Here is a 24,128-nt window from a genome sequence, read left to right on the forward strand (position 1 = left end):
ACATGTTCATGGCTGAAGCGTGTGAATGCAGGTACGCTCATAGGTGTCTGCACAGCAGCTTTACATGCGCTAAAGCAGCGGGCCTAATTTCTTCAAATGTTAAACCGTCCTGAATATAAAAGGATACAAAGCCATGCATGGATAAAAACAGGCTTTTCGGTACCCTTGAGCAATCTTCCTCCGAATGCCCCTGACCACTCAATTCTTGACGGATCATAGACGCAAATAGTTCCACACAACGATTTTGCTCTGTGCGACAGTATGCAAATAGTTCTTCATCGTGCATCATAAACATAATTTCGTACTGATATGGATTTTCCAAACCAAAACGGATAAATTCCAGCATCAAGTACTCCAGTCTGCTCAAGCCATCATCAGACGTACCTGTTGCTGCTTGCAGTAGAATCCCACGCAATGTATTAAAATCTTCAATCACAATGGCATAGAACAGTTCAGCCTTCTCTTTAAAATGATAATATAACGAACCATGACTGTAACCCAGATGCTGGCCAATGCTGCGCATTGAAATCGCACGGTAGCCCTTGGTAATAAACAAGTGCCTGGCCGCTTCCAGAATCCGCCCTCTTGACAACTCCTGTTCTACTGCTCTTCTAGCCATATTATTTATTCCCCTTCAATAAAGTAAAGCTGCTCTCCCTCCGACACAAGCGATTGCCCCTGCGTCAAGTCTGTTATCCAGTTGCTGAAGGATTCCGCATCACCAGCCAGCGGCAGACAGGTTAAGGTAACTTTATCCGTAAACATTGTTTCTCCAGTGCGGATGCTGCGATTGCGTAATTCATTTTCCACTTTGCCCAACCAGGTATAATCCAATTCTACAAAAACTTCGCGATGCAGCACACGCGTAATTGCATCCCCTGCCTCGATTGCTGCAACAGCACCATCTGAATATGCGCGAATCAGACCGCCTGCTCCCAGCAAAATCCCACCAAAGTAACGGGTAACAACAATAGCGACATTTTTCAGCTTCTGGTTGCGGATCACCTCCAAAATAGGCTTTCCAGCCGTACCACTCGGTTCTCCGTCATCCGATTGCTTTTGGATTTCGTCTCTTTCCCCAATCATGTAAGCAGAACAATTATGGGTAGCGTTCCAATGCTCTTTTTTGATACGTTCTATGAAAGCAGTTGCTTCTTCCTCAGTTTGAACAGGCTGAATATGACCGATAAAACGAGATTTTCGGATCACAATTTCCTTGTTGCCGGCACCGCGTACGGTTCGGTATTGTTCCAACATACACGTATAACCTTCCTTACTTCATTTTACAAGAAAGCAGTCCCCCGCTTCTGGCAGCTGGTGAACTGCTTTCCTGTACTTTAATTAATGCTATACACTATAACACTTCTGACCGAAATCCTGTTTCGCATCAGAGATTACAGCACTCTTATTCAGACAATCTCGCTTCAAGCTCAGCTTTTTCTTTTTCGAAGCCTGGTTTGCCGAGCAGCGCAAACATGTTCTTCTTGTAAGCTTCTACGCCCGGTTGATCGAACGGATTTACGCCCAACAGGTAGCCGCTGATGCCGCAAGCTTTTTCGAAGAAATAAGCAAGATAGCCGAAAGAGTAAGGGCTCAAGTCAGGAATATTTACAATCAGGTTCGGTACTTGTCCGTCTGTGTGAGCCAGCAATGTACCTTGGAATGCTTTTTTGTTTACAAAATCCACAGTTTTGCCTGCCAGGAAATTCAGTCCGTCCAGATCATCCTCATCTGCTTCGATGGTGATGTGACTAGGTACATTTTCAACTTGGATTACCGTTTCGAAAATGTTGCGGCTGCCTTCCTGAATGAATTGTCCCATGGAGTGCAGGTCTGTCGAGAAATCAACAGAAGCAGGATAAATGCCTTTGTAATCCTTGCCTTCGCTTTCTCCGTACAACTGTTTCCACCACTCGGATACAAAATGAAGAGACGGCTCGTAGTTTACGAGAATTTCAATTGCTTTACCTTTGCGGTACAAAGCGTTACGAACGGCTGCATATTGATAAGCCTCGTTCTCAGCCACATTCGGGTTGCTGTACTCTTTGGAAGCGTCTGCCGCCCCCTGCATCATTTCCTCGATGTTAATACCTGCAGTAGCAATCGGCAACAAGCCTACTGCTGTCAGCACGGAATAACGACCACCCACATCATCAGGAATAATGAAGGATTCGTAGCCTTCCTCGTTAGCCAGTTTTTTCAAAGCACCACGTTCTTTATCCGTCGTTGCATAAATACGCTTGCGTGCTTCTTCTTTACCGTATTTTTTCTCCAGAGCTGCACGGAATACGCGGAATGCGATAGCTGGCTCTGTTGTCGTACCTGATTTAGAAATGACGTTCACTGAGAAGTCTTTTCCTTCAATCAGTTCCAACAGATGATTTACATATGTAGAGCTGATGTTGTTGCCTGCAAAATAGATAGCTGGACCCTTGCGTTGATCTTTAGGCAGCGCATTGTAGAAAGAATGCGACAGCATTTCGATCGCAGCACGTGCTCCAAGGTAAGAACCGCCGATACCGATTACGATCAGTACTTCGGAATCGCTTTGAATTTTAGCAGCAGCCTTTTGGATGCGCGCAAACTCTTCTTTATCATAATTAGTAGGCAGGTCAATCCAACCCAAGAAATCGGAACCTACACCGGTTTGGTTGTGCAGTTGCTCATGAGCCAACTTGATAGGCTCTGCAAAATAATCAATTTCGTGCTGACCTACAAAGGAGAGTGCTTTAGTGTAATCAAAAATAACTTTTTTAGACATGTTTGGAACCTCCTGTTTGGTATTACTAAGACCATGAATACGAACATAAGGACTTAGGAATAGGATACTTTAATTTGCTGGGCCTGACAAGCTTGCGTTACCTGTGTATCCTGTGCTTGACAGCCCTTCTTGTAGATAGGGTAGCATGCCCATGCTACAATTAACTGAGATCAACCTGTTTCAATATTCAATTCAAGCCGAACTCGCAATCTGCATCGGACGGCAACTTCCAACAAGAAAGGTGATTAGCAATGAAAAACATCGGATTTATCGGACTGGGCACCATGGGCGCCCCGATGGCATCCAATCTGCTAAAGCAGGGATTCGGAGTCACAGTTTATAATCGTACCGCTTCGCGCTGCGAACCACTGGCAGAGCAAGGCGCACGTACAGCTTCAACTCCTCGTGAAGCAGCTGAAGGTCAGCACTTGGTCATTACCATGGTCAGCGATGATCACTCCATTCGTGACATCTATTACGGCGAAGACGGCGTGTTTGCCGGTCTTACGGCTGGCATGACTGTGATGGACAACAGCACGATTTCACCTGAGCTGGTTAAACAACTGGCCGCCGAAGCGGACAAGCTGGGCTGTTCCTTCATTGATGCACCCGTAACAGGCAGTAAGCCCGCCGCTGTAGACGGCACACTCGTGTTCATGGTTGGCGGTAATGCAGAAGCCATTGCGGCACAATCAGATGTTTTTGATACGTTGGGCAAAAAGGTACTTCATATGGGACCTAATGGCAGCGGAGCCGTAGCCAAGCTCGCTCATAATACGATGGTTGGTATTCATAACCTCGCTCTGGCTGAAGGCTTTGCTATCGCGGCTAAATCCGGCATCCCGGCAGACAGCTTCCTTGAATTGGTACAACTCGGATCGGCAGGCAGCAAGGCCGCTGACCTGAAAGGGCGCAAAATCATTGAACATGATTTTAGCAACCAGTTCTCACTTGCCTTGATGCTTAAGGACTTGAAGCTTGCTTCCTCACTAACAGACAGCCTGTCCATCCCTGCACCTATGTTATCCATTGCCAAAAGCCTGTTTCAAGCCGGGCAAACACAAGGCTACGGCGACGAGGATCTATCCGCTGTCGTGAAGACATACGAAGCATGGATTGGCCGCACCATTGGTGGTCAACCTCTCGAATAAGCTGTACCTTTCTTTGTAACCATACGGCTGTGCTTGTGTACATATGGCATAGCTTTAGGGTAAGCACACTTGGCTTGAAAGCTGAGTGTGCTTACCCGTTTTGGCTTATTATTCGGGATAAGAACAGCAATAATCAGTTACACTTCGTACTTCCAGCTTAAATGATGACTTTGCAGGTACGTGAAAGGTTGCCGCCCCTTGTATTTCCAGCCATTCTTCAGTACCTGGAAGCAACACTCTCAAATCCCCTGCTAAAATCTCCATGATCTCACGGGAATCCGTGCCGAACTCATACGTTCCTGGCAACATAATACCCAGTGTAACCTTACTTCCGTCACCCAGGATGACTGTACGGCTTGTAACCTGACCATCGTAATAAACGTTTGCTTTTTTAACTACGCTTACTCCATCAAACTGTGTCATTCGTTATCCCCTCATCTGCTCTCAATGGTTGAATGAATATTTGTGCATCATAACATAGATTTGATTCCAGCTTCAGTATGAAAATACACACTGTATCACCGTATGCTATACACTGGAATTCAATAGTGATTTTTTTGCAAAACATCAACTGTATGAAACAAACAGCCGTAAGCCTTTCTCAGGTTACGACTGTCTGTTTTAGATGCTCCAGTGTTTTATTTCAACAAAGCTTTCACACGGCTAACAACATTCTCTACCGTAAAGCCGTATTCCTTAATCACGCGGTCGCCAGGTGCGGATGCGCCGAATGTGCTGATACCGAGAATGTCGCCTTGGTCGCCAACATATTTTTCCCAGCCCAGTGGATACGCCATTTCTACAGCCAAACGAGCTTTCACTTCTGGCAGCAGAACGGAATCTTTGTATGCTTTGTCTTGTTTTTCGAACAGATCCCAGCTTGGGAAGCTGATAACACGTACTTGAATACCTTGTTCTGCCAGTGCTTCCTGAGCTTTAACAGCCAATTGTACTTCGGAGCCCGTAGCCAGAATTTGAGCAACCGGTTTGCCGTCTGCTGCATCTGCAACCACATAAGCACCGCGTTTGATACCTTCGCGTGCATGCTCAGCACTAGCAGCCAGGATTGGCAGGTTTTGACGAGTCAATACCAGAGCAACCGGGTTTTTCTTGTTTTCCAGCGTGTAAGCCCAAGCAGCAGAAGTTTCGTTACCGTCCGCCGGACGAATTACTGTCAGGTTCGGGATAATACGCAGGGAAGCCAATTGTTCGATCGGCTCATGAGTCGGACCATCTTCACCCACAGCAATACTGTCGTGAGTCAAAACGTAGGTTACAGGCAATCCCATCAGAGCTGCCAGACGAACGGCTGGACGCAGATAGTCTGTAAATACGAAGAATGTACCGCCGAATACTTTTACACCTTGGTGCAACGCCATACCGTTCATCGCAGCAGCCATACCAAATTCGCGGATACCGAAATAGATGTTACGGCCGGCGTAGTCTTCTGGCGTAAAGTTCGTCAGGTTGTTCAAATGTGTCATCGTGGAGCTCTCCAGATCGGCAGATCCGCCTGTCAGGAAAGGTACGTTTGGAGCCAATCCGTTCAGAGCATTACCAGATGCTACACGAGTCGAAACGGCTTTGTCTCCAGTCGTGTATTTCGGAAGATCACGATCCCATCCTTCTGGAAGATCGCCGTTTACAGCTGTTTCGAACTGCGCTGCCAAATCAGGGTGAGCAGCTTTGTATTTCGCGAACTGTTCATCCCATGCTTTGTTCGCCGCGATACCGCGCTCTTTTACTTTAGCAAATTGCTCGCGAACCTCTTGTGGTACGTGGAAGTCCTCTTCGTATACCCATTTGTAGAAATCTTTAGTCAGCTTGGCTTCTTCTGATCCCAGCGGGGAACCATGAGTACCACCGTGTCCGCCTTTACCTTGTTTGTTCGGGCTTCCGTAGCCGATGACTGTTTTCACTTCAATCAGCGTAGGGCGTGTCGAGTCGCCTTGCGCTTCTTCAATGGCTTTTTGGATGGCTGGAAGGTCGTTACCATCTTCTACGCGCAGTACTTGCCAGTTGTAAGCTTCAAAGCGTTTGGCAACACTTTCGGAAGAGGACAGGTTAAGCTTGCCGTCCAGTGTAATATCATTGGAATCAAACAATACAATCAGCTTACCCAGTTGTAAGCGACCAGCCAGCGAAGCAGCCTCGTGGGAAATACCTTCCATCAGATCGCCATCGCCGCAGATCGCATATGTGAAGTGATCTACAACTTTAAATTCGTCTTTATTATATGTTGCACCCAGTTGAGCTTCAGCCATTGCCATACCTACGGACATTGCGAGACCTTGTCCCAGAGGTCCAGTTGTAGCATCTACACCAGCAGTGTGCCCAAACTCAGGGTGTCCCGGTGTAAGGCTGCCCCATTGACGGAATTGTTTCAGTTCTTCCATAGGAAGATCATAGCCGCTCAGGTGCAGAAGGCTGTATAGCAACATGGAACCGTGTCCTGCGGACAATACAAAACGGTCACGGTTAACCCATGTAGGTTGATCGGGATTATGATTCATCGTTTTAGCAAAAAGTTGGTATCCCATTGGCGCGGAGCCCATCGGCATCCCAGGATGTCCCGAGTTTGCTTTCTCGATGGCGTCAATTGCCAACGTACGAATAGTTGTGATGGACAAATTGTCGATCGTGGAGTTTTCATCCTTTTGAATCGCTTGGTTCTGGTCAGTCATGGTTTGCCTCCTCATATTGTATAAAGTATGTCAATTGCATTCGGTCATACTCTCCAACATCACCGTCCGATATAGAAACGATGTCTATTGAAGTGAGTGAATCTGCTTGAATGTTTCAATATGACTTATACATTCTTAAGTATTGTACCATCTGCCGTGAAAGTTTGCCAGATCGTTTATAAAGATGATTGTGGAAATGTAGTACCGAGTCCTCATATAAATATACCCGTAATGTATTAACCTCATTTAAAAAATTATAAAATCACAAAAAAATATTATGTACTGACTGTTTATTAAGGCGAGTAACTCACATGAGGATTTTGCAAAATCCTTACATAAAAAAACAAAGCCCGTTATACAGCGGGCTTTGTTCAACAAAAAATATATACTCACAAATTTTTTCTAAAATTTTAAGATTAGTTAAAAACGACCGTTTTGTTCTCATGAACCAGAATACGATCCTCTGCATGCCACTTCACGGCTCTTGCCAAAACGACCCGCTCTATGGTGCGACCGATCCGTTTTAGCTCATTTACATCATCTCCGTGGCTTACACGCTGCACGTCCTGCTCAATGATCGGGCCGCCGTCCAATTCTTCAGTTACATAATGTGCAGTAGCACCAATAATTTTCACACCGCGATTATAGGCTTGGGCATATGGCTTCCCACCCACGAATGCCGGCAGAAAGGAATGATGGATATTGATAATCCGGTTGCGATAATGCTCAATAAACTTGGGTGAAATAATCTGCATATAACGGGCTAAAATGATAACGTCAATGTCTTCGCCAATGACATCTAGTTGACGGCGCTCCGCCTCCGGTTTGGTATCGGCTGTTACCGGAATATAGTGATACGGGATGCCAAATGATTCCACATACTCCTTCATATCCGGATGATTACTAACCACCAATGAAATATCCGCGTCCAGATCTCCTGCCTGCCATTGCCACAGCAGTTCTACCAAACAGTGATCTTCTTTGGAAACGAAAATAGCCAGTTTTTTCTTGCGGCTAACCGCAGAAATCGTCCACTCCATACGGAATTGCTCAGCAACAGCGGCAAAATCCTGCTCCAACTGTGGCTGGGTTGCACTCAAATTCGGTAGATCAAATTCAATCCGCATAAAAAACATACCGCCGGACGGGTCCATTGTATATTGATCAGATTGAACGATATTGGCCCCATGCTCGTACAAAAAACGGGACACGGCCGCTACAATACCTGGTCCGTCTGGACAAGATACAAGCATACGCGCGCGGTTTTCATGGGCAGACAGAGTGCTATTTGGCTGATGTTTTACGTGAATTTCCATGTGGCTATTAATCCCCCTTAGCTTATACCGTCACTGGCAAATGACTGCCGGCAAACCAGGCAATCAACCGTTGATTAATGTGTTCTTCGCTCAAATCTGGAAATAGTGCTGCTTCCGTTATCATGTCATACAGACGCTCCAACGGCTCACGTGGATCGGCTTTTCTTGCTTTGGCATCATTTTTTAGCAGAGCCCAGGTGTCCAGCACAAATTTACGGACATCCACATCCTGTTTTTTGAAAAACGAATGCAATTGCTCTACCTGACCCACAAACTCATCCCCAAAGCGCTCCTTTACATTTCCGCGAAGCAAGGCAATTTCAACCTCATACATCGGACGCTGAGTTTTGGCTTCCTTGCCAATCCATGGCGTCTCCAAAATAAACGGACGCCCTTGAAGTGCTTCATGATGCACCACATTATGAATGGTCTGATAGCCAATCCAGCCTGATCCGATAGGAGTATGTCTGTCTTTATGAGCGCCAACTGGATTTTTACTATCATTGATGTGAACAACTGCGATGCGATTCAAGCCGACAATACGGTCGAATTGCTCCAATACACCGTCCAGATCATTTACGATATCATAACCCGCATCGTGAATGTGACAGGTGTCCATACAAACCGTAAGACGCTCGTTATGCTCTACTTTATCTATAATGGAGGCAATCTCCTCAAAGCTACGACCCATTTCCGTTCCTTTGCCTGCCATCGTTTCAAGCGCAATGTTAACATCTGTCTCCTTCACGCCGTTTAGTACCTCGTTCAAACCATCAGCAATACGCCCGATTCCGTATTCTGCATCCTTATCGGTAAAAGCGCCTGGATGCAGCACGATATTTTTCACACCAATCGCGTGTGTGCGTCGAATTTCCTCCTGAAGAAAGCTGACCGCAAGCTCATAGGTATTTTCTTTGTAAGAGCCAAGGTTGATGATATACGGGGCATGCACCACGATATCTTCCATTCCCTTCTCAGCCATTAACTGCTTGCCTTCCTCCAAATACATGGACTCCATCGGCTTACGACGCGTGTTTTGCGGTGCTCCCGTGTATATCATAAAGGAGCTGGACCCGTAAGAAGACGCTTCTTTTGTAGCGCTGAGCAGACCTTTGTCCGAGAAGGACACATGAGAACCAATTTTCAGCATGATCCTGATTCATCCCCTTATCCTGTTATGCTTGTCTTATTTTAATTTAATCATTTTAACGTGATTATTGAAATCAAACAACATAGCTTTTATGGCAGCTTTCTTAAATGACTCTATTAAGGGAACACGTAGATAAAGTACACATCAGAATTTATGTTAGTCAAACGAGGGTAAATAAAATCATGGATTGACATCCTTAATCGTATAAAGGTACATTCATATGAAGTTTTTTTCTCAAAAAGGGTTATATTCTATAACAGATGTATTTTTTTGTGAATCGGAAGGAGAGCTGGCTCCATGAACATCATCGTATGTGGAGGAACTGGATTGGTGGGGAGTGCACTGGTCAAAAGCCTGCTAGACGACGGATACACCGTGAAAGTCGTTACCCGCAAGCCACTGGTAGGACACGAAGCGAGCCCCCGCTTGCAATATATGAGTTGGAACGAATTAAAACAAAAGCCTGAAGTACTGGAAGGCACAGATGCGGTCGTTAATTTAGCAGGCGAAACGCTGAATCAGCGCTGGACGGATAAGTCCAAACAAAGAATTCTTCAATCACGACTGCTATCTGTTGCCCGTTTGGCTCAAGCATTGAATACTCTACAAAAAAAACCGAAAGTTATCATTCAGGCTTCGGCTGTCGCCGCCTATGGTACATCCCTGACCGAAACATTCGATGAAACGGGCCCGCGTCGTTCGGAAGATTTTCTGTCTCAGGTGGTGGAGCAATGGGAGGAAGCCACCAATGCCTACCCTTCTGATGCCCGTTTAATTAAGTTACGCATTAGCCTTGTGCTGGACAGAAAAAAAGGAGCATTCCCACTCATGAAGATGCCTTATAGCTTCGGATTCGGCGGCAAAATAGGCAGCGGTCATCAATGGATGAGCTGGATTCATATTGCGGATATCGTTCGTCTGATCACGTACTGCATCCATACGAAGGAAATCGTCGGGGCAGTGAATGCTTCATCTCCACATCCCTTGACGAACGACCAGTTTGGGAGGACAGTAGCTATGGTATACCACCGTCCGCATTGGTTTCCCGTTCCAGGCATTCTCGTTCAAAAACTGCTCGGTGAGATGAGCACCCTTGTCTTGGATGGCCAAAAAGTACTCCCGCACAAAGCGCTGGAGCACGGATTTAAGTTTAACTATCCTTCACTTAAGGACGCTCTAGAGGAGCTCCATTCTTCCCAAAAACAGCATTGAATTTAAAAAGAGGAACTCCAGGCTGGTAGGTAGTGTCACTACCAGCTTAGGGTTCATTTTTTAAGTCAGACACAATCTATCGAGCAGACTGCAAGTTTTTAAGATGCCTCATTTTATTATTATTAATAGTCCACTATTCATAAAGAAGGAAGCCCTAAATCTAACAGGCCTCTTCTTGACATCTATCCATATAACCTTCATTTATGATGCATTGGAGGATTTAGAAGAGTCCAACCGATAAGTATAAGAGACTCCAGCGATTTTAAAAGTGTCTCCCTCATTCAGGATGTACTCCTTATAAGGCACCATAGGCTCTCCATTCAGAGCAGTTCCGTTCGTCGAGGATAAATCCTTAACAATGTGGCTATGTTCTCCTGTAACTATGCAAAGCTCAATATGAGAACGGGAAGCTCCATCCGTATGCTCCACAAACTGGACCAATTGCGGATCTCTCCCGATGATAAAGCTGCCTGCAACGAATTGGTCTGGCTGCAACCGGATGCGCTCGGTCCCTCCACTACCTAGTGGCTTGCGTTCCAGGCAAGCAATCGGTGATTGCTGAACAGGTGAAATCTGTATCTCTTGATCTGGACGAAGCAGCATCGTTTCCTGCTTAGATGCAGCATTTAGCAGCTCCGTTACCCCGGAGAGAGACTTATAATAAGCCTCACTGGTATCACTGGCTTCCAATTCATTTCCCCGTCCCGCACCTTTCCACGATGGCTCGTGTAGGTCATAGTTTGCTGAAGTGTTATCCCTATCTTCCGTAACTCGGTTTCCCGCGCTTTTAGATTCTGAGTTTGGAAAAGTCCATCTCCAGCTCTCCTGCCCTTGATCACTCGAATCGGAAGATTGCTTGTCTTGATGATGACGTCCCGCTACAAATCCGGTCAGCTTATCTACCTGATAACGATCATTTTTCCGCTGTGCTGAGGAAGAAGTAGTTCCTAACCATTCCGAATCCAATACAGGTACTGAATCGCTGTACATATGAGATGAAGCTCGATTGCGCTCCCATTTCCCCGTCCAGCTTATATAAGCAACAGCGGCAAGTACCAAGGTCAGCACCACGGAAATGATCAACGGTACCGTCTCTGGATGATCCAGATAAATATAACGCCACACGATGGCCGAAGCGAGCAGACATCCGAGAGTAATGTAGGTTTTATATTTTTGCAATCCAGGCTCCACATCTTCTACTTCGTTTTCTGTTACAAGCTCAGAATTCTCCTCTGGTTTCACGGACGGTTTGAGCCGATTGATCCGTTTAAGCTCCTGAATCTCCTGCAGAGTCTCCCGATGCTCTTGCCCGTATGTTCCGCCACGATCAGTATAGTTCCCCTGTGAGGTATGAGCAGATATGATAGGGTCGGCTGATGAAAAAGCTCGCCCTTCCATACTTTCTCCCTTCACGCTAGCACTCTCTGTACCAGCCTTCATTCCTTGCAATAGCAGTTCCTTTAGCAATCCCAATTCAAATTCATTTCTATCACACAGATCGAGTATGCGTTGTATATATTCTCCCTGAAGGTGGGCCACACGAGTCATTAAACGAATAACCATCTGCTTAAATTGACTGCCTGTTTGCCCTGCATACTGTAAACTGCGTAAAGGAACATAGGTTAAACTGGCGGTTTCCCTTGTACCTGAACCACTTAGAAAAATATAATCCTCGTGCAAAATAAACTGGCGGATATCTAACATATATTGCGGGCTGCGATGGAGGGCATCTGCCACTTCAAAAAGAATCCGGTAGAAATCAGAAGTCGACACGCTCCCACCTTTCCATAACTGGGAAAGCATGCGTTGCCCCGAAATATCGTAATGTAACTCTATCTGAAAATCGACTTCCTTTATTCTAAGTTCCAGCAGACCGGGAATCCGATTACCAGTCATCATGCCGGTCTGTACGGAATTTAAATCATCGGTCTTGAGCCCGTCTTCCTTGTTTAGAATCATAAATGTCCCGCCGTTCCGGGCAAAATCCCTGCTTAAACCAAACAATTCATGACCTCCTTAACAATTTCCTATCTCCGTGAGGTAGCATGATCTCCCCCAGCGGACATGTCATGGCAAGAAGTAAAGATAAGCACTGATCGCTCCCGGAATGACTGCCGTCATAAAAGGAAACCTGAGGTGCGCTTCATTTCCACCGGTCAGCGCTTTGCCGCTGCGAAATAGAAAAAATCCTCCTAAATTAAAAGCCACGCGCCGCAGTCTCATGATGGTTTCCCTCTTCCACAGCAAAATTCCTATGCCAATAATACCTGCAAAAAAAATCGAATATAAAGCTGACTGCCATGCAAAAGCGGCACCTGTCCATGCTCCAATCAAGCCGAACAGCTTTACATCTCCTGCACCAACAGCTCCCATCCAGTACAAAATCAGCATGAACCCAAATCCGGTACCCAGTCCAGCAACAGCAAATAAAAAACCGTGCCACCCTCCAAACAGAGTATTGAACACCAAGCCTACCACTATGCCGGGCAATGTAAGCTTATTAGGGATTTTCATGCTACGTAAATCCGTAACTAACGCGATCGCGAGCAGAACTCCGCATACAATATACATCCACGTCAATGCGATCTTCCCCCTTTATAAAATAGAACTAGCAGACTACCAAATCACTTTCATCGTAGGTATTCCTGTCCGTCTATGTCGAGTCGATTCTATCTATCCATCAGCTGGCTTTTCCACGGTAAACGGAACTTCTATACGTTGACCGTCCTCTGTTTCAATCACAAAGCTCCATTGACCGGGTGTTGTGTTCGTTCCCACAAACCAGTTCCATTCAATAATCCCGTCCGCATTGGCAGAGGTCCAGCCCAAATGCTGGGCCGTGCTTTGGCCCGACTTATAAAGTACAGAAAGATTAGCATTCGTCCCAGGCTCAACCTTGGCCTTGATCAAATTGTACACACCCTTCACAGCAGGTTCAGGCTTGACGAGCAACTGTATGGAATGCTGCGCATCCTTATCCGCTGTTGCCTCTCCTGTACCTGTCCCCTCCCCTGTGTTCCCAATCCAGAGACGTTCCTCTGCCGCCGCTTGAAGAACAATGCTGCGATACAAAAAGGGGACCTTCATCGGCAGTTCATACGATAGCTCTACTCTAAAATAAGGGTCCTTAGTTCCTGTAAGAGCAGGTACATGTACACTCGTTATATGAATACGGTCATACTCCAGAATGCTTTCCTCCATAAAAGGCTTTAGCATCGGCTTCAGAACAGGATCGAGTGCAGCTTCCGTAAATCGCCCCCGCAGCTCCTCCATCGGCTTTTGACCGCCCTGAACAGCGCTTTCTACCCAATCACCAATTGGAGGTGGCAACTGGGCAGCGAATTGGCTTGCATATTCACTCACAGATAACTTGGGCAATTCATCCAGCGGTTCACGGACTGCATCTATTTTCGCGGACGCCGCCTCCACGGCTAGAGAAACTGGGTAAATTTTAGTCGAAACCTGCTTAACCGCTTCTGAAGCGGTGTTCTGCAAGGCTGTGGATACCAGCGTCATCTGAACCATATAAATGAGAAAAATAATAAAAAACAGAAACATTGGCAACACCAGTGACGCTTCTAAAACAATACTTCCTTGTTCACATTGCTTCTGCCCACAAACTTTCCGTAAACACCGATTAATAGGAAAAATGCGCTGTTTTCGTGACATAGTACACACTTCCCTTAATACTCTCGCCTTCTTTTGAGGCGGTTCCGAGCATCTTCATTACCCCAGGTAGAAACCACAGCCTCATCCCATTCTTGACCTCACCCGTTGCATACGTTTGCCGCTCAGCAGGATTGACATCTGTATTCAGGCGGATCAGAGCAAGCATACGGGACATTTTTCGTTCATTATTGCTATGGAGCATCAGGAACAATCGCAAATGATCCTTGTATGTCATTCGAAATTTCAGAAAATCAGACAATGGCACGTCTCCCTTTTGTGCCAGCATAATCATATCTTCTATCGCTTTTTCTACTCCATATAACAAAGCTGCCGCCAAAACGACCAGCGGATTACCTTTTGAGCTGTTTTTAACCAATCCCTCCATTGTTCGAATGGCAAGTCTCATAGCAAAAATTTCTCCATAGGCGGATGCCAGATTACCCGTCGGATTATGGAAGCCATACAGGATATACTCAACTTCCTGATTATTCACCTCCAGCTGATCTCCCAAAATCTGTGAAGCATTTCCCACATTTCCACCCGATCCGGCCAAGCTGCCAAAACGGCTAAAATCCACATGATGGAAGTAAGAAAGTGCGTATTCATTCTGGTAAAACTCGTCTCCCAGTTGAGTCAGTAAATTGGATGCCGACCCGTATAGACCATCCATACTATCCATGGAAGCTCCCGCAGCATCATAGGTGTCATAGGGCAAATCAGCGGATACAGATGAACTGGATGTAGACTGGTTAAACGAAATACTTTCATTGTAATACCGCTCCAGATTTTGGAATTGTTCTTTACCTTTGGAAAGAACCTCAATGATCCGATAGGCTTGTTTGAGCTTGTTTTTCGCCTCTTTTTCCATTTTCTTGCGTTCTTTGTCCGGTCCACGTCGCGTATCCATCATTTTGACTTCACCGTCGAGTACATTGGCAGGTCCCGCCCAAGCATACGCATTCAAGTATTTATCTATCTCTTTGAGCGTTGATGCGACTTCTTGCTTGAGCATGTCTGCATTCAAAAATGGATCTGTATAAAAGGATAAGGTATGCATCATGCTCGTTATTCTATTGTTAGCAGTATTTGTAGAAGTCCGTTGCTTTTCGATTTCTGCTTCCCATTGCTCAAATTCCTTGTCTGGAATCAACAAATCCTCTGCTTTTTGCCGTGCGCTTCCTACCGACGGATCTGCGTTGGAGCCTGCTCCGCTTGGAGTAGGGGCTGCTGAAACCTCATCGTAGCCTGCATTGGCCGCCCTCTGCTTATATTGGGCAATGACTTTGCGCATCTCTTCATTAATCTGTCGGGCCTCATTTAACGGTTCCTTGGCTTCCAGAAGCAGCTTATCATGTTCTTCTCCAGCCTGAACCATGATCTGACGCAGGCGATCAAGCGCTGCCCTCGCTCTACGTGCATATTTTTCCATCTGCATGATTTTAACGTCGTCCACACTCTTCTTATTGTCTTCATATACATGTACGTAATGCTTATATTGAGCGGCAATATCGGCTACAACCTCAAGCGGGTCCCATATATACTGACTGGGCATATAGGTGCCCCTCTGTTTAATAATCCGCTTGCGAACCTCTTCCATATAAGCTCCTGCCTTACGCTGCTTCTCCAGCATGTCATCCAGTTGGGCCTCTCGTCTGTCGTACAGCTTTTGCAGCCTTTTCAGCAAATCTACCGTATGAGAAGCCTCTTTCATGTTTTGAGAGAGCGGCTTTAGCTTTTCGAGCACTTCAAACGTAAAATCGACAGGTGCTTTATACTTCATCTCTTCACGGATCTGTTCGTTAAATATGGCATATTTACCAAGCTCTCTTTCCATTTGCAGGGAACTTGAATCCAGCTTCGTATTCATCAGCGGGAGTGTATCCGCGTGTGCCGTACGCCGCGCGCTGTCATTCAGCACTTTAACCATAATTTGTTCTCCGCCGCCTTCGCCATAAGCAAACAAACCGTACTCCTGTTGTAATGTCGGATCATAAGCAGACATCACTGAACGAACCGCCGCATGGGTCAGCCGTTCGGTCTGCACATGCAATGCAGCAATTCTCGCGTAATCAATAAATACAGCAATAAAACCGAACATGACCGCCAGAATCAGAATTAAAAAGACCGTGACAGCACCTGATTCCCTGTCCTTTGTATTGTGTCCCTTACCAAACACCTGCTTCCTCCTTTCCAGTTACATTCCCGTTACTTACTTCTCACTGACCGTTTTGACCATATTGCATCAGTACTTTCCCTACAACTGCCGAATCTACCTTTTCACCTGATCCTCTGCCCATAAACTTCGCACCATAATAACGGACCAACTCCACCGTACGAATCCATTCCACAGGTTCGACCACGCCAGAGCTCATTTTCCCTTGCAAATCTGTCTGATCTAAAAACTGATTCAACAAAGGTACCTTCACTATCTTATTTAACTTTGTGGTCACCTTACGGTGAATCATACTGTTCTCATATGTCATCTGCCCCTGCATGCCCGCAGGCATTCTATTTTCTGCATTGGACAGCTTCTGAGCAGGTAACGAGCCTCCGCCATTGCCGCCCGGAACCTGTACACTTTCCTGATTGTTGGCTCCGGTCCAGCCAAACAGGGCTCCCAGCATACCATCATCCTTCAGGCGCCAATAGAGAGAATCCCGTTGCCCTTGTGTAAATGCTCCCGTACGTGGGTCCTTGAAGCTGTTATCCCAACTGTAAGCGGCCCTTTCCGAAGCAGTAGCAGCGACCTGCACCAATATAGATTTTTGATATATGTACAGGCAAAAAAATAACATCACAAAAATGACCAGCAGTAGAATGGGAAAGACGAGGGAAGCTTCCAAGGAGAAGCTCCCGTCCTCTTTTTGTGCCAATTTGCGCAGCATTATGAATCCATAAAATCGTTACTTTTTTTATCCGCCTTTTTCAAAAGCCCTTCTACAATTTTCTTGATCTGATCCTTGAAAATAATTGCCACCGCAATCAGAATGGCAATGATCAGGATCATTTCTAACGTACCCAGACCATCCTCATCCTTGTACAACTTACGAATACTGCCTGTTACTAATGTCATCATCGTTGTATTCCTCCTACATATTCATCATCATTAAAGCCGGAGCGCCCACCAGCACAATTACCGTTAGCAAAATCAGCGCCATCGGGAATACTAGCTTAGATGAAGCCTGCTCCCCTCTTGTGCGGCTAATTGAAGTCCGCTTGCCCCATAATGTCTGGGATAACTCACGTAAAGCCATCACAAAATCGCTCCCGCCGCGCCTCATATTCAACAAAACTGTCGTCGTAAATACTGTCATTTCCTGAATACCACAACGTTTGCTCAGGTGCTCAAATGCCTGTTGAAAGGAAAAGCCACTTTCCCATTCCGCCACCGTCTGCCTCAGTTCTCGATACAACGGATGTTCCGTATCCGCCCCTTTACGTTCCACGCAATGGAGCAATGCCCGTTGTACCGTCTCACCTGCACCTACTAAAAGCATCATTTTACTCAACAGTTCAGGCAATTCCATTAAAATTTGCTGATCCCGCTTCTGTACTTTCCCATGCAAATCCTTGATCAGCGCGATGGGTACCAGAATGCCAAGTCCCAATCCGAGCACCAGCCCGGTCGCATCCCCACCCATCAAGAGCGATATTATAACTCCACCAGCAGCCATCATATATCCGTAACCCAACATTTCTGCCAGAAAAAGCATCGTTTTTTCTCCGCTGTTGCGCATACCATACAGCTTCTGCACCGAACGCTGGAGCTTGAACATCAGCAAAGGCAGCCTGTGAGTAGCACGTGAAGCATGAATCATGTGTACAAATGGGACTGAAAGTCTTTGCAGCCGCAGTCCCTCCAGCTTCATATGGCGAAAATGCGCATACTTAGCACCATGCATCTGGTTCAGCACCACCCAACCTCCCACTTGCAGAACCAGCATGACCAGACAAACCAACATCACCACACCCATCTCTCCTTACACTTCAATCTTCATAATGTGGTTGATCCACACAAGACACCCACCAAGCACCAATAAACAAAAGGTTGATAAAATCATACCTGTACCGCTGTATAAGGGCATCATGTAATCACCCGCTGTCATCGTCATAAACAATACAAACAAAAAAGGCGCCGCAAACATAACCCTCGATTCAAAACGTTTCTGTGCAATCATTACACCGATCTCCTGCTGAATTTCCAACTTCTCACCAATGACACTTGAAGCTCGTCGTACAACTTCCACCAGATCACCTCCGGTTCGCTTGCAAGCCGCAAATACGTCCGCAAAATTCGTAATATCCTCCATTTGCGCCCGACGGGCCAAATCCTGCAAAGCAGCCTCTACAGGCTGTCCGATTTCGAGACAGGCGGTAATAATGTTAAATTCAAAAATCAGGTCGTGATCTCCATCCGGACTAAGCAACCTCAAATCCTCTACAGCCTCACGAAAACCATTCTCCACCGACCTTCCCGCTGAAAGAGAAGACGAGAGTGAATATAAAGCCTGCTTGAATTGGATGCTTAGAGCAGACCTGCGTCGATGCAGCAAAAATTGCCTAAAATAACGAGGCGTCACCCCAGCCCCGGCAGCGCACAGCAACGATAATATCCATTGGTGATAAAATAGATAGCCGATCATCGCAAACAGCACGCCACTAAACAATATGCACAGACTTTTTTGTACTGTCGATAATGTATACACCGTATAATCTGGCAGAGAAGGGATCTCATGTGATACTTGCTTGGCAGTCGTTTTTCCTGGCTTCACGCTGATACTCCTCCCCTGTGCCAGCTTTCCGGATTGATCCCGGCCATTTGCAGCTTCAAAGTATGTTGCAGACCCTCGCCACAACGTTCCAGACCTCCTACGATTCGCCCCTTACTTTCTCCTCGTTCCTGAAAACGATAAAGGGGATTAAGCGTCACCTCACCATTTTCAAAACCAATCACTTCGCTAATTTCCAGTACTCGTCTGGATTTGTCGCGCATCCGTGACAGATGAACGAATATATCAATGGCCGAGCTGATCTGCTGCCGTACTACTCCAAGCGGAAGCTCTGCCCCTCCGAGCACCATCGTTTCCAGCCGGCTGACCATATCGCGAATATTATTCGCATGCCCAGTTGACAAAGATCCATCGTGTCCTGTATTCATCGCTTGCAGCATATCCAATGCCTCACTTCCCCGGACCTCACCCACCACAATGCGGTTGGGCCGCATACGCAGGGAGGAACGAATCAGATCACGAATTGTGATTTCTCCCTTCCCCTCGGTGTTCGCATTCCGTGTTTCCATGGAAACTAGATTAGGGACCGTCACAATTTGCAGCTCTGCTGAGTCTTCAATGGTAATAATCCGTTCAGACGACGGGATAAACTGGGATAATGCATTCAGAAAAGTTGTTTTACCAGACCCCGTTCCTCCGCTTATAAAAATGTTGTACTTGCTACGTACCAAGTCCTTGAGCATAGCAGCGGTTTCTGCATCAAGCGCACCCATTTGTATCAAGTCATCCATCGTCATAGGACGCTCGGGAAACTTCCGTATTGTCATCGTCGGACCCTTGAGAGCAACTGGAGGCAACACAATATTTACGCGTGACCCATCCTTTAACCGGGCATCCACAATGGGGGAAGCCTCATTCACAATTCGGTTCACCCCGGCTACAATCGTCTGGATTAAATCCTCCAGCCGCTCGCGGGACTCAAATTGATCAGGTACCTGCATCACTTCACCAGCCCGTTCCACAAAAATTTCCCGGTGACTGTTAATCATAATTTCCGTAACGGTCGGGTCATCAATCAATGGCTGGAGTACATCCAGCCCACGGAAAGAGTTAAAAATCTTGCGGACGAGTGCATGCTTCTCACGGGAAGTTAAGCCCACCAGCTCTACATCGTGTAAAATTCGATTTTCAATATGCAGTACCAGATCTGCATCCTTTACCGAAGACGTTACGTCCAGCCCGTTTCGGATATCTGCTCGCAATGCCTTAAACCGTTCCTCATTCATGTTCATCAGCCCCTTTTAAGACCAAACGGCGGGCGGATGTGTTACACTGTCCACATTCAGCAGCTCGTGGCACAGATGACGAATTTCCCGCTGATAAATCGGTGAACTAAGCAGTAGCTCATGGTGCTGCATCTGCTTCCATGAAGGTATATAGGGTAACGCTCCGTTTAGCTCCATGAAGTCACGAGGTAATGAGTTGATCATAGTTCCCATATAGCGGTTCACCACAAAGCTGGTTTTGCATATCATGTCTTCAAGCCCTTCAGGCTGCGTGGTTTCTAAAACATCCAGCCATAATCCGCACTTGTGCATGCTCATTAAATCGTCTGCCAGCAGCCAAATCAGCTTATGACTAGCTTCAAGCACGGCTTGAGCCCGATCACCTTTTTCAGAATCGCCATCTACGATCACTACATCATACTGCCCACTTTCGGCAACCGTTCGAATCAGCTCTTTCGCTTCATCACAAGTCATGTCCGTCAGCTCCTTGCGATTATAGACAGGCTGAAAAGTATCCGCCTGAATTTCAGGGCGACGAATACAGTAGGAAGCCATGGATAATGGAGTGTCCTCACTCCCCTCCGCCTTGAGATCATAGAGCAGCCTGGACAGCCCTTCTCCTTCTGCTCCGCTAGCACTGCCTGAACCAGTGAACAACGAGCTTGAATCCACCGTCTCCAGATTCAGATAGAATACCGAATATCCCTCATTCCCCAGCTGTTTGGACATATTGAGTGCGGCCGTTGTCTTGCCTAGTCCACCGGAAGCTGCTACGATGCCGATAATCATTCCACCTTCCCGACTGTTTACACTTTTCCGACCGTTCGACCTCTGTCTAGCCGTTTCCAAAATAAAACCGACCAGCTCAGATAAAGGCTGATACTTTAATAAAGGCTGTCCATATTCGCTCACTTGTTCTCCCTCATGCAATACCAAACAAGGAATATCAGCAGCTTCCCTGTCTGTCCATAGATTCAAAAAAGCCGCTTCACCTACCACCACATCCGGTCTTTTCATTCCACTGGTTTCCATCATGTATTGATGAAATGCCTCCGGTTGCGAAAAAGCCGTGATTCTCAGCCTTCTGGCGTACTCGCTTCCGTGAACATAATTCAGCAGCGGCTCAATATAATCCCGGCTTTCTACGGCCAATACCACTTTCACTGGAACTATAACGCTCATCCCTTTCCCTAACACAACAACGCAAAAAAGCACCGTTCATCCATCCGTAAGTACATACGGTTGGTGAACGGTGCTTCCGTCACGTGCAATCTATTTACTGGTAGAATAGCATAGCGCTTATATTAGAGCAAGTATTTTTTGTGCAAGTATCTTCCAAAATCCTCGTACTAGGAGAAGGCGGGCAGTCTAGCCCCGCCTCCTAGCATCTTCATCTTAGTAGAATTTGTGGTGACGACGATGACAGTCATGATGACGATGATGGCGGTGATGGCGACGTTTCCGGCAATGACATTTCTTATCAAAATCTTCATGTTTCCGGTGATCATGTTTAAATTTAGGTTTAAACTTAATGACAGTCACCTTAATGATCTTCTTAAAGATACGTTTTTTTGGCTTACGCAAATGACAATGTTTAAACATTTTTAATTCGCCTCCATTTCTTTGAGATAGAATATACTATGGAAGCAGCGAACCATCGGTAACCATCATATGACTATTTATGAATTTACTGGGCGAATTAACGATCTACCTCCAGCTTAATATCCGGATCATAATCCGCCACAATTAGAACATCCATATGACGTGCTTGACGGAGAATCCTCGGCACAACCGCAGCCTTCCCCCAACGGCTACTTCGGGAAGACTGCCCCACGATGAGCTGCGTACCTGAATATCCTTCCACTGGAGCAATCAAAATGTCGGCAATCTCGCTTCGGCTGGAAACAAGCCGTATCTCAAAGGTTCCCCCCAGTCGGTGGGTCAGCAACTTTAGTTGTTCCAGACGAGGGTTCAGTCTCTCGGGCATACGCTCACCGACATGAACATAAGTCACAATCCACACAGCCTTCAGACGAAAGGCGATACGAAAACCGCGGCGAATCAGCCTTTCAGCATTTTCGCTTAGCGTCACGCCTACGAAGATCACTTCCTCCCTGCGCCACGGTCCCCGAAGTGATTCGTGTCGATCCCAGGATTCCAGCCGCTCATCTACGTCATCTGCCAATTCCCGCAAAGCAAGTTCACGCAACGCAATCAGATTGCCCAGTTTAAAAAAATGGCTAAGTGCCTGTTCCACCTTCGCAGGATCGTATATTTTGCCCTCACGCATACGCTGCTGCAACGATTTGGGAGCCACATCAACAAGCTGTACTTCATCGGCCAGACGCATCATATGGTCGGGAACAGTCTCTCTCACTCGTATACCAGTAATCTGTTCTACCGCATCATTCAAGCTCTCCAGATGCTGTACATTCATTGTGGATATCACAGAAATACCTTGTTCCAAAATGGTAAGCACATCCTCATAGCGCTTAGATCTCATACTTCCGGGAACGTTGGTATGTGCCAGCTCATCAATAAGCACCACCTCGGGATTACGCCTGAGAATGGATTCCGTGTCCATTTCTTCCAAGTGTGCGCCATGGCGCTCGATGGACTGACGGGGTATCATCTTCAGAGAGCCTACTTGTGCCAGTGTTTCTGCTCTTCCGTGCGTTTCCAGCAATCCGATAACTACATCGATCCCACTCTCCAGCAGATCATTCCCCTCTCTCAGCATCGTGTATGTTTTGCCGACCCCCGGAGCAGCGCCAATGTATACCTTGAGCTTGCCCCGCAGGATTTTGGCTGCCTCAGCCTGTGCTTCCTCAACGCTCAAACGATGATACGGATCGTTATCTCCCTCCTCCTGTCTCATTGTTGGCAAAATCCGCTCACCCTCCTGCTCGGCCCGGTCCGCAATCAGCAGCAAATCCATATTTTTCATTCGTTTTAAAATCCCGTTCACAAGCGATCCTTTCATCAGCTCCTGCCACGGCGTCTGCCGAGAATGCCCCATAACAATTCGGGTAACATTGTGCGTCACCGCATAATGAATCAGTTGACGAGGCAACCTTCTGCGGGAAAAAAGCGGGATTTCTTCAAATGTTGATCCGATCTTGTCAGCCAATTTCTCAATTGAACGCTTGAAGGCAGCTGATTCCTTGGACAGTTTGCGCTTCGAGCTGACAAAGGAGACCACTAGCATATCTCCACCCAACCGCTTGGCGACCTGTTCCCCCCTACGTACATAAATGGACCCATTCCAATGATATTGGACAGGTACCAAAATACGCTCTGCTGCTCCTGACGCCCCGTGTAAGCCTAACTCCTCCCGGTGCCGTTCCAGCGAATCGTTCACATCCTCTGCTACCAATCGCAGGGCAAGCTCACGCAATTTACCCAGATTTCCCCGGTGAAACATCTCAGGATTCGGCGTATGCATGTAGCCTTTCGCCAGCCGTTCCAAAATCATTTCCGGGGTAGCATCAATCAGACGAATTTCATCCGCCAGCTCCAGTGTATCAACCGGAACCGTATATTCCGCTTCAAAGCCTGTCAGCTGATACACCCACTCCGTAATTCCCTCGAGTTCATAAACATTGACCGTCGTAATGACGCTAATTCCCTGCTCCAGCAAATACCGAATATCCTCCAGCCGTGTTGGAAATAGGGCGTCTTTCCGGTTATGATGTGCCAAATGATCCACCAGTACCACCTCGGGATTTCGTGCCACCAAAGCTTCCACATTCAGATCCTTTTGCTCCTCACCATCTTTTATCCAATGAATGCTAGGCACTCGCTCCAGCGTGCCGACCTGTTCCACGGTCACAGGCCGCTGCATGGTTGAGACCGCACAAATCACAACATCAATACCTTCATGCTGCAGCGATTGTCCCTCCTGCAGCATATGATACGTCTTGCCCGAGCCACTGACCGCACCCATGTATATTTTGAGTCTGCCTCGATGCAGTTTGTTAATCGAATCCAGTATTTCCTCTGGTGATTTACGTTTGAAGCTCTCCACTTTCGTTCCTCCCCACAGCGTGCCGCTTGTTTGTTCCGTCCATTCTTATATGGTTGTAATGAATGTACTCCCGTGTCCCAATCAATTCAAGATGATCAATCAAGCTTGCCCCAAAAAAAGCCGCACAGGGCAGTATAAGCGC

At 46.7% G+C, this 24,128-nt stretch carries 20 protein-coding genes; 2 read left to right on the plus strand and 18 right to left on the minus strand.

Annotation, left to right across the window (positions count from 1 at the left end; all coding sequences use genetic code 11):
• Positions 1–37: 37 nt before the first annotated feature.
• The 3 genes from MKX59_RS21020 to MKX59_RS21030 all read right to left on the minus strand — a co-directional run bounded on the left by MKX59_RS21020 (position 38) and on the right by MKX59_RS21030 (position 2,761).
• Positions 38–619: a TetR/AcrR family transcriptional regulator gene (locus MKX59_RS21020; RefSeq protein WP_023987636.1), complete on the minus strand. Its 582-nt coding sequence runs from the start codon at positions 617–619 to the stop codon at positions 38–40.
• A gap of 5 nt (positions 620–624) precedes the next feature.
• A complete protein-coding gene (locus MKX59_RS21025; RefSeq protein WP_023987635.1) occupies positions 625–1,257 on the minus strand; it encodes a YigZ family protein in 633 nt (210 codons plus the stop codon).
• Positions 1,258–1,405: 148 nt separating this feature from the next.
• The gene (locus MKX59_RS21030; protein WP_013369975.1) at positions 1,406–2,761 is read right to left on the minus strand and encodes a glucose-6-phosphate isomerase; all 1,356 of its coding nucleotides are present in this window, start codon (positions 2,759–2,761) and stop codon (positions 1,406–1,408) included.
• 251 nt (positions 2,762–3,012) lie between these two features.
• On the opposite strand from MKX59_RS21030, the gene MKX59_RS21035 reads away from it, so the two are divergent.
• The gene (locus tag MKX59_RS21035) at positions 3,013–3,912 is read left to right on the plus strand and encodes an NAD(P)-dependent oxidoreductase (RefSeq protein ID WP_023987634.1); all 900 of its coding nucleotides are present in this window, start codon (positions 3,013–3,015) and stop codon (positions 3,910–3,912) included.
• A 108-nt stretch (positions 3,913–4,020) separates the two neighbouring features.
• Here MKX59_RS21035 and ppnP read toward each other — a convergent pair whose 3' ends face one another.
• From ppnP to MKX59_RS21055, 4 genes are all read right to left on the minus strand, one after another.
• The gene (gene ppnP, locus MKX59_RS21040) at positions 4,021–4,335 is read right to left on the minus strand and encodes a pyrimidine/purine nucleoside phosphorylase (RefSeq protein WP_023987633.1); all 315 of its coding nucleotides are present in this window, start codon (positions 4,333–4,335) and stop codon (positions 4,021–4,023) included.
• A gap of 215 nt (positions 4,336–4,550) precedes the next feature.
• A complete protein-coding gene (tkt, locus tag MKX59_RS21045) occupies positions 4,551–6,596 on the minus strand; it encodes a transketolase (protein ID WP_028543021.1) in 2,046 nt (681 codons plus the stop codon).
• A gap of 416 nt (positions 6,597–7,012) precedes the next feature.
• Positions 7,013–7,912, minus strand: coding sequence for a formyltetrahydrofolate deformylase (gene purU / locus MKX59_RS21050; RefSeq protein ID WP_068939910.1), 900 nt, complete (start codon positions 7,910–7,912; stop codon positions 7,013–7,015).
• A 22-nt stretch (positions 7,913–7,934) separates the two neighbouring features.
• Complete coding sequence (locus tag MKX59_RS21055; protein ID WP_023987630.1) at positions 7,935–9,062, minus strand: deoxyribonuclease IV; 1,128 nt, start codon at positions 9,060–9,062, stop codon at positions 7,935–7,937.
• Between the two features lie 297 nt (positions 9,063–9,359).
• Between MKX59_RS21055 and MKX59_RS21060 the strand changes: the two genes are divergently transcribed.
• Entirely contained in the window at positions 9,360–10,274 is a 915-nt protein-coding gene (locus MKX59_RS21060; protein ID WP_023987629.1) for a TIGR01777 family oxidoreductase, read from the plus strand.
• Between the two features lie 201 nt (positions 10,275–10,475).
• On the opposite strand, the gene MKX59_RS21065 is transcribed toward MKX59_RS21060, so the two are convergent.
• The 11 genes from MKX59_RS21065 to MKX59_RS21115 all read right to left on the minus strand — a co-directional run bounded on the left by MKX59_RS21065 (position 10,476) and on the right by MKX59_RS21115 (position 23,986).
• Positions 10,476–12,278, minus strand: coding sequence for a DUF6382 domain-containing protein (locus tag MKX59_RS21065; protein ID WP_076294981.1), 1,803 nt, complete (start codon positions 12,276–12,278; stop codon positions 10,476–10,478).
• Positions 12,279–12,341: 63 nt separating this feature from the next.
• The gene (locus tag MKX59_RS21070; protein WP_028543024.1) at positions 12,342–12,854 is read right to left on the minus strand and encodes an A24 family peptidase; all 513 of its coding nucleotides are present in this window, start codon (positions 12,852–12,854) and stop codon (positions 12,342–12,344) included.
• Positions 12,855–12,947: 93 nt separating this feature from the next.
• Positions 12,948–13,943 (minus strand): TadE/TadG family type IV pilus assembly protein, encoded by a 996-nt coding sequence (locus tag MKX59_RS21075; protein ID WP_028543025.1) that lies wholly within the window; start codon positions 13,941–13,943, stop codon positions 12,948–12,950.
• Positions 13,912–16,119, minus strand: coding sequence for a hypothetical protein (locus MKX59_RS21080; RefSeq protein ID WP_340858874.1), 2,208 nt, complete (start codon positions 16,117–16,119; stop codon positions 13,912–13,914). Before MKX59_RS21080 ends, MKX59_RS21075 begins: the two co-directional genes overlap by 32 nt.
• A gap of 40 nt (positions 16,120–16,159) precedes the next feature.
• Complete coding sequence (locus MKX59_RS21085) at positions 16,160–16,828, minus strand: TadE family protein (protein ID WP_339201647.1); 669 nt, start codon at positions 16,826–16,828, stop codon at positions 16,160–16,162.
• Positions 16,828–17,019, minus strand: coding sequence for a Flp1 family type IVb pilin (locus MKX59_RS21090; protein ID WP_013309278.1), 192 nt, complete (start codon positions 17,017–17,019; stop codon positions 16,828–16,830). The genes MKX59_RS21085 and MKX59_RS21090 overlap by 1 nt, the downstream gene beginning before the upstream one ends.
• A 13-nt stretch (positions 17,020–17,032) precedes the next feature.
• On the minus strand, positions 17,033–17,917 hold the full coding sequence (locus MKX59_RS21095) for a type II secretion system F family protein (protein WP_339201646.1): 885 nt from the start codon (positions 17,915–17,917) through the stop codon (positions 17,033–17,035).
• 6 nt (positions 17,918–17,923) lie between these two features.
• The gene (locus MKX59_RS21100; RefSeq protein ID WP_053324906.1) at positions 17,924–18,715 is read right to left on the minus strand and encodes a type II secretion system F family protein; all 792 of its coding nucleotides are present in this window, start codon (positions 18,713–18,715) and stop codon (positions 17,924–17,926) included.
• A complete protein-coding gene (locus MKX59_RS21105) occupies positions 18,712–19,959 on the minus strand; it encodes a CpaF family protein (RefSeq protein WP_339201644.1) in 1,248 nt (415 codons plus the stop codon). Before MKX59_RS21105 ends, MKX59_RS21100 begins: the two co-directional genes overlap by 4 nt.
• Before the next feature lie 15 nt (positions 19,960–19,974).
• Positions 19,975–21,141: a ParA family protein gene (locus MKX59_RS21110; protein ID WP_339201643.1), complete on the minus strand. Its 1,167-nt coding sequence runs from the start codon at positions 21,139–21,141 to the stop codon at positions 19,975–19,977.
• A gap of 517 nt (positions 21,142–21,658) precedes the next feature.
• Entirely contained in the window at positions 21,659–23,986 is a 2,328-nt protein-coding gene (locus tag MKX59_RS21115; protein WP_028543032.1) for a histidine kinase, read from the minus strand.
• Positions 23,987–24,128 lie beyond the last annotated feature (142 nt).

The sequence above is a fragment of the Paenibacillus sp. FSL R7-0340 genome, from assembly GCF_038002205.1.
Taxonomy (GTDB): Bacteria; Bacillota; Bacilli; order Paenibacillales; family Paenibacillaceae; genus Paenibacillus; species Paenibacillus polymyxa_B.